Below are 14,799 nucleotides of genomic sequence, written 5' to 3'. Positions count from 1 at the left end.
CCACTACAACTACAAAAAGGTGTGAACCCATGAACGAACAACCCGAGTCCGGCGTCTTCGCGAAGTCCGGAGGCCTCTTGATGCAGTACAGCCCCGCACAGCTGCTGCGCTTCCTGATCCCCTCGTTGATCGGCGTGATGCTGTTTCTGGTGCCGATCGAGATCAACGGCAAGAGCAACATCCTGATCGCCTTCCTGATCGACTACATCAACGACGTGGTCAAGCCGCTGATGGTGCCGGTCACCGTCGGCGTTGCCACCATTCCCAGCCTGCTCACTGTGCTGGTTACTTTCAGCTCGCTGAAGAAGCATCCCAACCGTTTCGTCCAGTTGTTCAACCCCGGCATGGGCTGGACCGTCGTGCGCGTCATCGGCGCCGTGCTGATGGTCATGACCTATTGGAAGATCGGCCCGGAGTGGGTCTGGCACCGCAACACTGGCGGCGTGATGCTGTATGACGTCGGCCCGGTGGTCCTGGCCATTTACTTCCTGTCGGCGGTGCTGCTGCCGCTGCTGACCGACTATGGCCTGATGGAGTTCGTCGGCAGCCTGGTCAGCCGTGGCTTCGAGAAGCTCTTCGGCCTGCCCGGCCGCGCCGCGGTGGACTGCATGGCCTCCTGGCTGGCCGCCTCCAGCGTCGGCATCATCCTCACCACCCAGCAGTACCGCCAGGGCTTCTATTCCAGCCGCGAAGCCTGTGTGATCGCCACCAACTTCTCCATCGTGTCGATCGCCTATTCCTACCTGTTGCTGAAGCTGATCGGCATGGAACACATGTTCCTGCCCTGGTACGCGGCCGTTGCCGTCACGGGCCTGATCTGCGCCCTGATCGTGCCCAAGCTGCCGCCCCTGCGTGGCAAGCCCAACGCCTACAATCCGCTCGTCGGCAAGCAGCTGCGCACCGATCGACGCGAAGGTGAAGGCCTGATGGCACTGGGCCTGCGCCGTGCCATCGAGCGTGCCGATACCGCGCCGTCGATCTTCGCCCAGCTGCGCCATGGCGTGCATGTGAGCCTGGACATCGCCATCTCCGTCTACCCGGCGATGATGGTGATCGGCTGCCTGGGCCTGTCGCTGGTGGAATTCACCCCGCTGTTCAAGTACCTGTCGATGCCGCTGGTGCCCTACATGGAGCTGCTGCAGCTGCCGGAAGCCGAGAAGGCCGCCCCGGCCCTGCTGGCGGGCATGGTCGACAGCATCATGCCGTCCATCCTCGGCGCATCCATCCAGAGCGAAGTGACCCGCTTCGTCATGGTTGGCGTGGCGGTCAACCAGATCATCTTCTTCACCGAAGCGGCCATCCTGCTGATTCGCGCCGATATCGGCCTGAAGCCGCTGGACCTTCTGCTGATCTACATCGTGCGGGTGCTCGTCTCCCTGCCGATCCTTGCCTTGCTCGGTCACCTGATCGTCGGCTGACGCCCCGCCGGAGCGCCCCATGGCGCTCCGGCCCATAACCAGAAAATCACCTTGCTTCGGATTCGACTGCCATGGACCAACACACCGACTACCGCTCCAGCAACGTACCCGGCCCGCTCGGTGCCGCCGACCTGGTGCTGACCAACGGCCGCATCTATACCGTGGACGCCGCCAACCCATGGGCAGAGGCCGTGGCCATCCGTGGCGGGCGCTTCATCGCTGTCGGCACAAATGCCGACATGGACAGCCTGACGGGGCCGCGCACCCAGGTCCTGGACCTCAAGGGCCGCTTCGCCATGCCGGGCCTGTACGACATGCACACCCACCCAGACCTGAAGCTGGCCCCGGGTTACGCGGGATACCTGGAAGTGGGGGTGGAAGACCCGACGCCGGAACAGGTCCGCCAGGCCATCCTCGACTACGCCGCCGCCCACCCCGGCGATGGCTGGGTCTATGGCCAGTACTTCGTCCGCTACACCTTCAAGCAGGCCGGCCTGGTACCGGATCGCCACTGGCTGGACAGCGTCCTGCCGGATCGCCCGGTGGCCATCCTCGACCGTTCCTGGGGCTGCATGATGGTCAACTCCAAGGCCCTGGAGCTGGCCGGCATCGACGCCGAGACCATGGACCCGCGCCATGGCTACATAGAGCGCGACAGCGTCACGGGCGAACCGACCGGTATCCTGGTGGATGGTGCCTATGCACTGATGCACGCCGCCATGCCGCCCACCCCGCAGCACGCCCTCAAGCGCGCCTATCGCGAAGGTGTGTGGTTCCAGAGTGGCCAGGGTGTGGTGGGCACCAAGTTCGTCCACGTCTGCGAGCATCGCCTGGATGCCCTGAAATCCATCGACCAGGCCGGCGAGCTCTCGGTACGGGTCGAAGCCGCTATCAGTTGGCAGGACGACATCTTCCCGGTGAAACGCCGCTGGCAATTGCTGGCCGGCGAGCGCCACTACTACCGCAGCGCCCGGCTCAACGCCAACGCGGTGAAGTTCCACTTCGACGGCACTCACGAATCCCGCTCGTCCTACCTGTCCAGTGCCTGGCCGGGTGACAGCAGCTGGCGTGGCCACCTCAACATGACCCCGGAGCACATCACCGACATGGTGGTGGACATGGACCGCAAGGGCATCCGGGTGATCGCCCACTGCACCGGCGACGGCGCTTCCGACCTGTTCCTCGACGCCGTGGCGCAAGCGCGCCAGCGTAACGGCTACAGCGGCGTGCGCCACCAGTGCGCGCACAGTACCACGCTGCTCGATGCCAACCTGCCGCGCTTCGCCGAGCTCAACGTCACCGCCGAATTCTCCCCGGTGGGCTGGTTCCCGTCGTCCTTCGCCAATGCCCGCGCGGTGTTCGGCGAGGACCGCATGCAACGCGCCTACAACTTCAAGGGCGTGCTGGAGCACGGCGGCGTGGCGGTCATGGGAACCGACTGGCCGGTATCGAGCATCAACCCCTGGATCGGCTTCGAGGCCATGGTCACCCGCGAGAACCCCTACGGCGAACAAGAAGGAACGTTCTACGGCAGCCCCATCAGCCTCGAGCAGGCCATCCGCGTGATGACCCTCAATGGCGCCTGGTGCATGGGCATCGAGGACAAGGCCGGCTCCATCGAGGCGGGCAAGTCCGCCGACCTGATCGTCCTTGACCGCAACCTGTTCGAGGTGGCGCCCAAGGGCAACATCCACAACACCCAGGTGCAGCTCACCCTGCTGGAAGGTGAGGTGACCTGGGACCGCAACGGCGAGTTCGACGGCTCCAACCACCAGGCCACCTGGCGTGGCGAGCTGCCCAACTTCTGATGGCCGGCGACAAGGAGACACGCTAATGAGCAGACTGCCCCCCATTCCCGTGACCCTGGTGTCGGGGTTCCTCGGTGCTGGCAAGACCACCTTGCTCAACCGCATCCTCAACAGCGACCACGGCCTGCGCATGGCGGTGATGGTCAATGACTTCGGTGCCATCAACATCGACAGCCAACTGATCGTCAGCCAGACCCAGACCACCGTCAGCCTGGCCAACGGCTGCATCTGCTGCACCGTCGAGAGCGACCTGATCGAGCAACTCGGGCGCCTGCTGGATGACCGCAGCAACCGCCCCGAGTACATCGTGATCGAGGCGAGCGGGGTGTCCAACCCGAGCAAGATCGCCAACACCTTGCGTTATCCGCAGTTTCGCGACGCCCTCGCCATCGACACCATCCTCACCGTGGTGGACGCCGAGCAGTTCGGTAGCCTTGAAGGCGAGATGGCGCAACTGGCCATGGAGCAGTTGGATGTGGCCGACATCATCGTCATGAACAAGGTCGACCGGGTCGGCCGCGAGCAACTTGATGCGCTGAAGGCTCGCTGGCTCTACCCCAACGCCCGCCTGTTGGAGTGCGAGTACGGCGAGGTTCCGCTGGAACTGGTACTCGGCGTAGGGCCCGCCAGGTCCGGCTGGCGCCTCACCCCGTCGGCGCCGGCACTGACTTCGGTGCGGGTGGCGGGCGAGAAGGATCATTCGACGCTCTTCGATACCTGGAGCTTCTCCAGTGACCGGCCGTTGTCGCTGAAGGCGCTGCGCCAAGCCCTGGCGGCCTTGCCCAAGGACATCTACCGGGCCAAGGGGGTGTGCCAGATCGCAGAGGCACCGGGCAAGCGCTGCATCCTGCACCTGGTGGGCAGCCGCAGCGAGATCAAGCCGGAAGATGGCTGGGAGGGCCGTGTTCCCTTCAGCCAGATGATCTTCATCGGCCGCCGGGGAAGCCTCGATGGCACGCAGTTGCAGGCGATGTTCGAAGGATGCCTTGTGTAGGGGACACCAAGGGCTTGCAGGTCCATGGGCAAGCACGAGCCGGCAAAGCTTCAGTCAACCGCGTACCCGACGCCAGACGGTGCTACGGCTGACTCCGAGGCGCCGAGCGGCCTCGTCCATGTCGCCGTCGCATCGCTCCAGCACCTGGCGGGCATGGGCCGCTTCCGCCGCCTTGCCCAGGCTGCGCAGGTTGTCAGTCGGGGCAGGGGGCAAGGCTTCGGCCGTGTCGGCGTGGAGTAACTCCGGGAACAGCGTGTACAGGTCGACGCCGCCGTCGTCGCCCAGTGTGCCCAGGCACAAAGCCGCGCGCTCGGCGATGTTGTCCAGCTCGCGGATGTTGCCAGGCCAAGGGTGGCGCAGCAGCAGTGGCAGCAGGGGCTGCACGTGCTCCGGGGCTGCCGGTGGCATGCCGCTCGCACGGCTGTGGCGCGCCAGCAGGGCATTGAACAGCGGCAGGATGTCTTCGACCCGCTCACGCAGCGGCGGCACGGCCAGGCGCAGGGTGTTCAGGCGATAGAACAGGTCCTGGCGAAAGCGTTGGTCGGCGATGCGCGCGGTCAGGTCGCAATGGGTGGCCGCAATCACCCGGATGTCCACCGCGGTCGGCTCGCAGGCGCCCAGGCGCAGCACCTCGCGCTCCTGCAGCACACGCAACAGGCGGGTTTGCAGCGCCACTGGCATGTCGCCGATCTCGTCGAGGAACAAGGTGCCGGTGTGGGCCAGCTCGATCAGGCCGGGCTTGCCGCCCTTGCGCGAGCCGGTGAAGGCGCCGTCCTCGTAGCCGAACAGTTCGCTTTCGAGCAGTGACTCAGGCAAGGCCGCGCAATTGATCGCCACGAACGGCGCCTGCTGGCGCGGGCTGGCGTTGTGCAGGCTTTGCGCCAACAGCTCCTTGCCGGTGCCGCTTTCGCCGGTGATCAGCACCGTGGCATCGGTCTGCGCGTAACGCTGCGCCAGGCGCAGGGTGGCGCGAAACGCCGGGGCATCGCCGAGCATCTGCTCGAAGCGGTGGCGGGCGTTGAACTGGCGCGCGGCGGGCTGCTCGCGCAGGCGACGAGGCATGCGCCGCGCGGGTGTTTCATCAAGCCTGGCACCCAGGGTCACCAGGCTGTCGAAGGTATGGCGCAGGCTTTCGGCATCCAGCGCCAGTACCCCTTGGGCGCCAGCTGCGTCGGCCAGCTGGCAGACCGTCGGCGAGCCGATGATGACTTCGAAGCCATCTTCGACCAGGCCTTCGACCTGCGCCCGGGCTTGCTCCAGGCTGGTGTAGGTGTGCTCGCGGATCTGCAGGGTGAACAGCGCCTGCATCGCGGCCAGCTCCGGGTAGGGCTGGCCGAAACTGAGGATGCCCACCCGGCTGGCCCGGTCGCGGGCCAGCACCAGGGCACGGATCAGGTCGAACTCGCCCAGGTGCAGGGTCCGCACCGTGGTCGAGAGGTGCTGGCGCAGGTAGTCTGCGGCCGCACCGGAACACAGGATGACGTCTGCCTGCTGGCGGCTTTCCAGCTCGCGCGCCAGTGGCAGCAAATCGGCCAGGGTGGTTTCGATGACCTCGATGCGCGCCTGCTGCCGGTAGTCGGCGCTTACCTGCTCGATCAACTGTGCCATGCGGCTGGGCGCGGCGGGGCGATGCAAGTGGGTGACCAGCGCGATCACGCGCGGCAGGTAAGCGGCGACAGGCATACAGGCTCCTTTTCAATTACAGCGGGTTGACCAGGTGTCCGCCATCCACGGCCAGCACGCTGCCGGTCATGTAGGCACCGGCGTCGCTGGCCAGCAGCAGCAAGGGGCCATCGAGCTCCTGCAATTGCCCCAGGCGGCGCATGGGCACTTGCCCCTTGATGTAGCCCTGGCCGGCCTCGCCGTCGAAGTAGTCCTCGTTCATCTCGGTCTTGAAGTAGCCCGGTGCGATGGCATTGACGCGGATCCGGTAGCGCGCCAGCTCCAGCGCCATGGCCTTGGTCAGTTGCACCACGGCGGCCTTGGCCGTGCAGTAGTGGCTCAGGCCACTGCCGACGCGCAGGCCGAGGATCGAGGCGATATTGACGATGCTTCCCGGCCGTTCGGCCTTGACCAGGCGCTGGCTGGCACACTGGGCGACGTGGAACACGCCGTCGAGGTTGGTCGAGAGCATGCGCTGCCAGTCCTGCTCGCTCAGATCGAGAAAACGCCCAGGGTCGCCGATCCCGGCATTGTTGATCACCACGTCGACTACACCGAAGCGCGCCTCGGCCTGGTCGAAGGCCTGTTCGACGCTGTCGCGCCGGGTCACGTCGAGGGCCACGGCCAAGGCTTCACCGCCGTTGGCCTGGAGCGTTTCGGCCAGCGCCTGCAGGCGCTCGACCCGGCGCGCCGCCAGCACCACGCGGGCGCCGGCGGCCTGGGCCAGGCGTGCGAAGTGGGCGCCCAGGCCGCTGGAGGCACCGGTCACCAGCACGGTCTTGCCGGCCAGGGAAAATGTGTTTGCAAGCATGTCGTTGCTCCTCGATCTCAGAGTACTTCGAACAGGCCGGCGGCACCCATGCCACCGCCCACGCACATGGTCACCACCACGTAGCGCACCCCGCGCCGTTTGCCTTCGAGCAAGGCATGCCCGACCATCCGCGCGCCGCTCATGCCATAGGGGTGGCCGATGGCGATGGCACCGCCGTTGACGTTCAGGCGCGCCGGGTCGATGCCCAGCTTGTCGCGACAGTACAGCACCTGGCAGGCGAAGGCTTCGTTGAGTTCCCACAGGCCGATGTCGTCGACCTTCAAGCCATGCTGCTTGAGCAGGCGCGGCACCGCGTACACCGGGCCGATGCCCATCTCTTCCGGGGCCAGGCCGGCCACGGCGATGCCGCGGTACAGGCCGATCGGGCGCAGGTTGCGCTGTTCGGCCAGGCGCGCGTCCATCAGCACGCAGGCGCTGGCGCCGTCGGACAGCTGGCTGGCGTTGCCGGCGGTGATGCAGCCACCTTCGAGTACCGGTTGCAGGCGTGCCAGGTCGTCCAGGACGGTTTGCGGGCGGTTGCCCTCGTCCTGTGCCAGGGTCACCTGGCGGTAGCTGACCTCGCCGGTCTGCTTGTCCTTGACCAGTTGCTGGGCAGTCACCGGCACGATCTCGGCTTCGAACAAACCGTCGCGCTGGGCGCAAGCGGTGCGCAGCTGCGACTGCAGGGCGTAGGCGTCCTGGGCTTCACGGCTGATGCCGTAGCGTTTGGCGACGTGCTCGGCAGTCTGCAGCATGGGCATGTAGGCGTGCGGGACACGCTGGATAACGCTGCTGTCCTGTTCACCCAGCGCCCATTCGAGGTTGCGCGTCTGCACCGCGCTGATGTTTTCCTGGCCGGCGCCGATGGTCGCCTGCATGCCATCGACGATGATCTGCTTGGCCGCGGTGGCGATCGCCATCAGGCCGGAGGCGCACTGGCGGTCCAGGGTCTGGCCACTGACCGACACCGGCAGGCCGGCAGCCAGCGCGCTCATGCGGCCAAGGTTCCAGCCGGCGGTGCCGGAGGGCATCGCGGTGCCCATGACCAGGTCTTCGATTTCGTCAGCGGCGATGCCGGCGCGTTCGACCGCTGCTTGGATGGCGTGCGCTGCCAGGCTTGGCGAGCGGACGTTGTTCAGCGCGCCGCGAAAGGCCTTGCCGATGGGGGTACGGGCGGTGGAGAGGATGACGGCTTCTTTCATGATCGGAGTTCCTTGAGACCAGGGGAGAACAATTCAGAGGCCAGGTGCGGCCAGCTTCGTGCTGGAAGCCATGCGCCGCAGCAATGGCGCTGGCTGCAACCACATGCGGCCGTAGGCGCCGAGCTGATCGTGCAGTTGCTCGATGCCTGTCAGCACCTTGTCCAGGCCCAGTTCACGGGCATAGTGCAGCGGGCCGCCACGCCAGGCCGGGAAGCCGTAGCCGTTGGTCCACACCAGGTCGATGTCGCCACTGCGCAGGGCAATGCCTTCGTCGAGCAGTTGCAGGCCTTCGTTGATCAGCATGAACAGGCAGCGGTCGTGGATTTCCGCGTCGCTGATGGGGCGCCGGATGATGCCCAGCTTGGCCGCCAGCTGCGCCGCGATCTGCTCCACTTCCGGGTCTTCGATGCGCTCGCGGCCTTCGTAGCGGTAGAACCCGCGGCCGCTCTTCTGGCCGTAGCGGCCCAGGTGGTAGAGCTCGTCAGCGAGGCGGAAGTAGCTCGGGTCGTGGGCGATCTCGCTGCGTCGCGACTGGCGCACCAGGTAGCCGACATCGATGCCGGCCAGGTCGTACATGGCGAACACGCCCATGGCCAGGCCCAGGCCAGTCAGCACGTTGTCCACCTGGGCGGGCGAGGCGCCTTCGAGCACCAGGCGATGGGCCTCGCGGCCGTAGGGTTCGAGCATGCGGTTGCCGATGAAGCCAAAGCACACACCGGACACCACCGGCAGCTTGCCGATGCGCTTGGCGATCTTCAGCGTGGTGGCCAGCACGTCCGGCGCCGTGGCCCGGCCGCGCACCACTTCAAGCAGGCGCATGACATTGGCCGGGCTGAAGAAGTGCAGGCCGACCACATCCTGCGGGCGCTGGGTGCAGCCGGCGATGCGGTCGACATCCAGCGTCGAGGTGTTGCTGGCGAGGATCGCGCCGGGCTTGCACACCCGGTCGAGGGTGCGGAACACCTGTTGCTTGATCGACAGGTCCTCGAACACCGCTTCGATCACCAGGTCAGCGTCGGCCAGGTCGGCATAGTCGAGGGTGCCTTGCAGCAGGCTCATGCGCTGTTCGAGTTGCTCGGGGGTGAGCTTGCCGCGCTTGATGCTGCTTTCGTAGTTCTTGCGGATCTGTGCCAGGCCGCGGTCCAGCGCCTCGGGCTTGAGCTCCAGCAAGCGCACCGGGATACCGGCGTTGATGAAGTTCATGGCGATACCGGCGCCCATGGTGCCGGCGCCGATCACCGCCACATTGGCAATGGTGCGCAGTGTCGTGTTGGCATCGATACCCGGCACCCGCAGCGCTTCGCGTTCGGCGAAGAACTGATGGCGCAGGGCCGTGGCCTGTGGGTCTTGCAGGGCTTCGCGGAACAGCGCCTGCTCGCGGGCCAGGCCTTCGGCCAGTGGCAGTTCGCAGGCGGCGCGGACGGCGGCCAACACCCGCAGGGGTGCCCGTTGGCCGGGTTTGCGGGCGACCAGTTGGGCTTCGCGGCTGGCGAAGAAATCGCTGGCCAGGCCGTCTGCCAAGGAGGTTGGGGTGGCCGCTGGCGCGGCGGGTTGGGCCAGCAGGTCACGGGCGAAGGCGCAGGCCAGTTCCAGCAGGTCCTGGCCGGGCTCGGGCAGGCGGTCGATCAGGCCCAGGGCCAGGCCCTGGCGGGCATCGATCGGGTCGCCGCTGAGCATCATGTCCAGCGCCGGCTCCACGCCGACCAGGCGCGGCAGACGCTGGGTACCCCCGGCGCCGGGCAGCAGGCCCAGGCGTACTTCGGGCAGCCCCAGGCGGGCGTTGGCAGTGCCCAGCCGATGGCTGCAGGCCAGGGCCAGTTCCAGGCCACCGCCCAGGGCGACGCCGTCGATGGCGGCGATCAGGGGTTTGCCGATGCGGGTCAGTGCTTCGAGCAACTCCGGCAGTGCCGGTTCCTCCCAGGTCCGCGGGCTGCCGAACTCGCTGATGTCGGCGCCGGCGCTGAAGGGTAGCTGCTGCCCGTGCAGGATGATGGCCTGCACCTCGGGGTCGGCGGCGGCCTGGCTGCACGCCTGCATCAACGCCTGGCGCAGGCCGTGGCCAAGGGCGTTGACCGGCGCGTGGCACAGGCCAATCAGGGCCAGTTGGTGGTCGCGGCGATAGTCGATCAGCTGCTGCATGGGAGGATACTTCCTGTTCTTGGCCCCAGGCCGGCGATGTGATTCTCGCCTTGGGCTGGGACGAATGAAGAAAACGAGGTGGCGGCCGGTAGCGCTGGCCGCCACCCGAAAATCCGCTGCCTGGAGGGGGCAGGCAGCGGAAACCAGCAAGGTTGGGTCAGCGAGCGAATGCGGCTTCGCTGATGTCCATCAGGTTGTGGCTGCCACTGCGAATCAGCGTTTCATGCAGGTTGGCGCGCGGCAGCAGACGCTGCAGGTAGAAGCGTGCGGTCTCGCGCTTGCCCTGGTAGAACGCGGCCTCGATGCTGCCGGCGGCCAGTGCCTGTTCGGCCACGCACGCGGCGCGCAGCCAGAGGTAGCCGGTCAGGGTGTAGCCGCTGAGCATCAGGTAGTCGTAGGCACTGGCGCCGATCAAGTTGGCGTCGGTCTGGCTGGCGTCGCGCAGCCAGTCGCTGACGTCGCGCCAGGCCGTCACTTGCTTGAGCAGGGCCTGGGCCAGGTGCGCTGGGGCCGTGGTGCTCTGGATGAAGTCTTCGATCTCACCCAGCAGCTCGGCCAGGGCTTCACCGCCATCGGCCAGCACCTTGCGGTTCAGCAGGTCGAGGCCCTGGATGGTGTTGGTGCCTTCGTAGATCGCGGTGATGCGCACATCGCGGGCGATCTGCTCCATGCCCCACTCGCGGATGTAGCCGTGGCCACCGAACACCTGGATACCCAGTTGAGCCGCTTCGTTGCCGGCCTCGGTGACAAAGCCTTTGGCAATTGGCGTGAGCAGCGCCAGCCGGCGTGCCGCGGCCTGGCGCACACCGGCGCTGGCGCCGTGGTGCAGTTGGTCGACGCCCTTGGCACAGGTGTAGGCGAGCATGCGACCGCCTTCGGCATAGGCTTTCTGGGTCAGCAGCATGCGCCGCACATCGGCATGGCCGATGATCGGGTCAGCGGGCTGGTCGTTGCGCAGGCGCGGCGTGGCGCGCATCTGCACACGCTCGCGGGCATAGGCCAGGGCGCCCTGGAACGACGCCTCGGCGTGGGCCTGGGCCTGCTGGCAAACAGCAAGGCGCGATTCGTTGATGTAGGTGAACATGGCGTTCAGGCCACGGTTGACCTCGCCCAGCAGGTAGCCGGTGGCGCCGTCGAAGTTGAGCAAGCAGGTGGCGTTGCCGTGGATGCCCATCTTGTGTTCGATGGAACCGCAGCTGACGCCGTTGGGCGCGCCCAGCTGGCCTTGGGCATCGACCTGGATCTTCGGCACGGCGAACAGCGAAATGCCCTTGACCCCCGCCGGAGCGCCTTCCAGGCGCGCCAGCACCAGGTGGATGATGTTTTCGGTCATGTCATGTTCACCGGCAGAGATGAACATCTTGCTGCCGCTGATCTGGTAGCTGCCGTCGGCCTGGGCTTTGGCGCTGGTGCGCAGCAGGCCGAGGTCCGAGCCGCAATGGGCTTCGGTCAGGCACATGGTGCCGCCCCAGCGGCCGGCGATCATCGGCGGCAGGAAACGCTGCTGCAAGGCTTCGTCGGCATGCTCGCTGAGGGTGCTGATGGCGCCGCCGGCGAGGTTGCCGTACATGCCCCAGGCATGGTTGGCGCTGCAGACCATTTCGTAGTTGACGAAGCCCAGTGACGGCGGCAGGCCCTGGCCACCGAAGGCCGGGTTCTTGTCCAGGCCCAGCCAGCCGTTGTCGGCGAAGCGTTTGTAGGCATCGGCGAAACCCGGTGGCGTGGTGACCTTGCCGTCCTGCCACTGGCAGCCGTGCTGGTCACCCACGGCGTTGAGCGGGGCCAGCTCCTGCTCGGCGAACTTGGCACCTTCCTCGACGATGGCGGCGAACGTGGCCTCGTCCGGGGCTTCGCAGCCAGTCAGTTGTTGGTAGTGGCTGCACAGGTCGAGCAGCTCCTGGGCAACGAAGGTGATATCGCGCAATGGGGCGGTGTAGCTGGGCATGCCGGACTCCTGGCTGGGTGGACTCGGCATGTTGTAACAGGCAGGCCCCGGCGCCGCGTCCACCCCCCAGGTGGAATGGCGGGTGGAATCGGCGCTGGACCCAGGTGGAGGTCAGTTCAGCAATTGCAGTTCGCGCGCCGAACACAGGGCGCTGTCGCGGTCGACCACGTCGAGCTTGCGGAACAGGTTGTTGATGTGGGTCTTGACCGTGCTCAGGCTGATGAACATCGCCTCGGCGATCTGCCCGTTGCTTTGCCCGCGCGCCATGCGCTGCAACACTTCCAGCTCACGGCGCGACAGGGGCACGATCAGCGCGCTTTCGGCGCTCTCCTTGGTGGCCAGCAACGGGCGGAACAGCGCATTCAGGTGTTCGCGCGAGGGCGCCGGGGCCTCCAGGCCCAGGCGTTCGCGCACGGGCGGCAGCAGCAGTTGGCGCAGGGTCTCAAGGCAGGTATCGCCCTCGTACTGCAGCAATTGCCCGAAGCCGTATGTGCAGGCCAATTGCAGCGCCTGTTCGAGGCTGAGCAAGGCGTCGTCACGGGCGCCACGGTCTTGTAGCAGGGTCGCGCCGAGCAGTAGCGCGTCGAGCAACAGGCGGCGGTTGCCTTGCGCTTGTGCCTGGGCCTGCAGGCTCTGCTGGATCTGCCTGGCCTTGTCACGCTGGCCCAGGTGGCGTTGCACCCAGGCATAGGCGAGCCACTCCTCGGGCAGCAGCTGGTCGCTATATTGGCGCCTGCACCAGTGCCACTGGTCGAGCCAGTCGGGCAGGTAGTCCTGGTCGTTGTCGCGCAGTGCCAGGCGCGCCAGCCATGCCCCGGCCTGTCGGTAGAGGGTGAACAGGCGGTACTGGCGGGCCAGCCTGCGCACTTCCGCCCAGCGTGCCTTCGCCTGGGCGGTTTCGCCCAGCGCCCAGTGCAGGCACGCCTGGTGGTGAAACACCCAGGGCAGTGCGGCGCTGTGGGGAAAGCCCAGCGCCAGCACTTCGGCCTGGGCCATGGCCTGGCGCGCCTGGGCCAGGCGATTGGCCTGAAGCAGGGCCAGGCCCTTGCCCAGGTGGCTGAACAGTTCGTAGAAACGTCCGGAGCTGCCGGTGGCGGGCGTTTCGGCCATGCCTTGCAGGCGCTCCCAGGCGGCATCGGTGGCGCCTTGGGCCAGCTCGATCTGGCCCAGCAGCAGCTGCAGCAGGTTGGTGTAGCCGCTCAGGCCAAAACCCTGCAACTGGCTCAGTGCGCGGCTGCCTTCAGCGTGGGCTTGTTGCAGCTGGCCGAGCGCGGCCAGGCAGTTGGCGCGGTCGAAATACAGCACCGAGCGCGCCGCATTGTCCTGGGGAAACTGCTGCAAGGCCCGCGCCGCCAGGGCCAGGCCATGGCCCAGGTTGCCGCCCAGGTAGGCCAGGCGGCTGCGCAGGAACATCACCGTCTGCTGCACCCGCTCGGGGTGGCGCGGCACCGACTGGCGGCGCTGCAGGGCGTACAGCTGGTGCAGGCACTGGCAGGCCTGGGCGATATCGTTGGTGACCATCACCGTGGACGCTTCGGTCACCGCCAGGGTGAAACTGTCGTTGCCGGTGCGGCCGGCGACTTCGTCGAGCACATCGACCAGGGTGTTGACCTTGCCTTCGCGCAGCAGCTCGAAACCATGCCGGTCGACGATGCCGAGCACGGCGTCCAGGTCGCGGGCGCGGCCGAACTGATAGATCGCTTCGGTGTAGCGGCGCTGCGTCAGCAGCCAGTGGGCGGCCTGGCGATGCAGCTGGCGCAGGCCCTGTGGATTGCGTTGTTTCAGGCGCTGGTAAAGGCTGTTGCGCAGGGCAGGGTGGTAGCGGTATTCGGTGTGGTTGCCCTGGGGCACCTCGATGATCAGGTCCAGGCGCTGCAACTGACGCAGGGCGGCCGGCACATCGGCCGGCGCGGCGAGTTCCCCGGCAAGGCCGGCATCGAACACCTGGGCCACGGCCGTCTGTTCGAGAAACCGACGCAACGGCACGGGCAGCCGCTGCAGGCGTTCTTCTTCGAGGAACTGCCGGGCATGGACGTAGGCCTGGCGGGTGATCGGGCGCAGGTCGCCGGGCGCCTGGCCGGTGCTGTGCAGCGCCTCGCGATAGGCCTTGAGCCAGAACAGCACGCCACTGGGCCAGCCTTCGCTGCCGGCCCGCAACTGGTAGAGCGCATCGCTGCCCAGCTTGACCTCGCGGGCGATCGCCAACTGTTGGGTTTCCTCGCTGTCCAGGGCCAGCTCACGGGTGCCGAGCAAGGTCAGCCGGTCGTCGCGCAGCAGATGGGCCAGGGGCAGGTACGGCGGGCCTTCGCTGGCAGCGAGCAGGCGCAGGCCAGGCGACGGGTAGCGCAGCAGCGTGTCGAGGTACTGCCAGGCGGGCGGGGCGTTGAGCAGGTGCAGGTCGTCGAGCAGCAGGGTCACCGGTGCCTGGCGGGCCTCAAGGTCGGCCAGGATCAGGCTCCACAGGTGTTCGACTTGCGGCGTTTCGCGTTGCTGCGCCGGCAGTTGCAGCGCCGCGTGCAGGTGCAGCAGCAGGGCCAGTGGCTGGTTTTCGGCGCGGGTCAGGCGCAGCCACCCCCAGGCCCCGGGCAGGCTGCGCGCGAACTGGCCGAGCAGGGTGCTCTTGCCATAGCCCAGGGGCGCTTGCAGGAGCACGAAGGTGCCATCGTCCAGCGCGTTGGCCAGGTGTTCGAGCAGCCGCGTGCGCACCACGCCCTTGGGCAGTTCGGCGGGCGGGCGCAGCTGGTTCGGTTTGAGCGCGGGAAGATGCATGGCAAGCAGGTTCCGTCGGTTCGGCCAGACATCCTAGCCGAGAGCTCGCCT

The 14,799-nt window shown here is 67.1% G+C and carries 9 protein-coding genes; 3 read left to right on the top strand and 6 right to left on the bottom strand.

What is annotated here, in order from left to right; genetic code table 11:
* The first annotated feature begins 29 nt into the window (after positions 1–29).
* The 3 genes from ACIPZB_RS17995 (at position 30) to ACIPZB_RS17985 (ending at position 4,220) form a co-directional block, all read left to right on the top strand.
* Positions 30–1,418 carry a YjiH family protein gene (locus ACIPZB_RS17995; RefSeq protein WP_317663035.1) on the top strand — a complete coding sequence of 463 codons (1,389 nt, stop codon included), beginning with the start codon at positions 30–32 and terminating at the stop codon, positions 1,416–1,418.
* Positions 1,419–1,489: 71 nt separating this feature from the next.
* Positions 1,490–3,226, top strand: coding sequence for an amidohydrolase (locus ACIPZB_RS17990; RefSeq protein ID WP_400641902.1), 1,737 nt, complete (start codon positions 1,490–1,492; stop codon positions 3,224–3,226).
* Positions 3,227–3,251: 25 nt separating this feature from the next.
* On the top strand, positions 3,252–4,220 hold the full coding sequence (locus ACIPZB_RS17985; protein ID WP_400641901.1) for a CobW family GTP-binding protein: 969 nt from the start codon (positions 3,252–3,254) through the stop codon (positions 4,218–4,220).
* Positions 4,221–4,274: 54 nt separating this feature from the next.
* Here the strand turns inward: ACIPZB_RS17985 and prpR are convergent, their stop codons facing one another.
* From prpR to ACIPZB_RS17955, 6 genes are all read right to left on the bottom strand, one after another.
* Positions 4,275–5,903, bottom strand: a complete 1,629-nt coding sequence (gene prpR, locus ACIPZB_RS17980; protein WP_400641900.1) for a propionate catabolism operon regulatory protein PrpR — start codon at positions 5,901–5,903, stop codon at positions 4,275–4,277.
* Positions 5,904–5,919: 16 nt separating this feature from the next.
* Positions 5,920–6,693, bottom strand: a complete 774-nt coding sequence (locus ACIPZB_RS17975) for an SDR family NAD(P)-dependent oxidoreductase (RefSeq protein ID WP_400641899.1) — start codon at positions 6,691–6,693, stop codon at positions 5,920–5,922.
* Positions 6,694–6,710: 17 nt separating this feature from the next.
* On the bottom strand, positions 6,711–7,895 hold the full coding sequence (locus ACIPZB_RS17970; protein WP_400641898.1) for an acetyl-CoA C-acyltransferase: 1,185 nt from the start codon (positions 7,893–7,895) through the stop codon (positions 6,711–6,713).
* Between the two features lie 33 nt (positions 7,896–7,928).
* The gene (locus ACIPZB_RS17965) at positions 7,929–10,034 is read right to left on the bottom strand and encodes a 3-hydroxyacyl-CoA dehydrogenase NAD-binding domain-containing protein (protein ID WP_400641897.1); all 2,106 of its coding nucleotides are present in this window, start codon (positions 10,032–10,034) and stop codon (positions 7,929–7,931) included.
* A 157-nt stretch (positions 10,035–10,191) separates the two neighbouring features.
* Entirely contained in the window at positions 10,192–11,979 is a 1,788-nt protein-coding gene (locus ACIPZB_RS17960) for an acyl-CoA dehydrogenase C-terminal domain-containing protein (RefSeq protein WP_400641896.1), read from the bottom strand.
* A 111-nt stretch (positions 11,980–12,090) separates the two neighbouring features.
* Entirely contained in the window at positions 12,091–14,748 is a 2,658-nt protein-coding gene (locus ACIPZB_RS17955) for a LuxR C-terminal-related transcriptional regulator (RefSeq protein WP_400641895.1), read from the bottom strand.
* Between the last annotated feature and the right edge of the window lie 51 nt (positions 14,749–14,799).

It is taken from the genome of Pseudomonas sp. NPDC089396 (assembly GCF_044749545.1).
GTDB lineage: Bacteria > Pseudomonadota > Gammaproteobacteria > Pseudomonadales > Pseudomonadaceae > Aquipseudomonas.
This window is presented reverse-complemented; position numbering and strand designations above follow the sequence as displayed.

Coding starts and splice junctions, on each gene's coding strand:
- prpR (WP_400641900.1), bottom strand. CDS start 5,903: ATGCCTGTCGCCGCTTACCTGCCGCGCGTGATCGCGCTGGTCACCCAC.
- ACIPZB_RS17990 (WP_400641902.1), top strand. CDS start 1,490: ATGGACCAACACACCGACTACCGCTCCAGCAACGTACCCGGCCCGCTC.
- ACIPZB_RS17955 (WP_400641895.1), bottom strand. CDS start 14,748: ATGCATCTTCCCGCGCTCAAACCGAACCAGCTGCGCCCGCCCGCCGAA.
- ACIPZB_RS17960 (WP_400641896.1), bottom strand. CDS start 11,979: ATGCCCAGCTACACCGCCCCATTGCGCGATATCACCTTCGTTGCCCAG.
- ACIPZB_RS17970 (WP_400641898.1), bottom strand. CDS start 7,895: ATGAAAGAAGCCGTCATCCTCTCCACCGCCCGTACCCCCATCGGCAAG.
- ACIPZB_RS17995 (WP_317663035.1), top strand. CDS start 30: ATGAACGAACAACCCGAGTCCGGCGTCTTCGCGAAGTCCGGAGGCCTC.
- ACIPZB_RS17975 (WP_400641899.1), bottom strand. CDS start 6,693: ATGCTTGCAAACACATTTTCCCTGGCCGGCAAGACCGTGCTGGTGACC.
- ACIPZB_RS17965 (WP_400641897.1), bottom strand. CDS start 10,034: ATGCAGCAGCTGATCGACTATCGCCGCGACCACCAACTGGCCCTGATT.
- ACIPZB_RS17985 (WP_400641901.1), top strand. CDS start 3,252: ATGAGCAGACTGCCCCCCATTCCCGTGACCCTGGTGTCGGGGTTCCTC.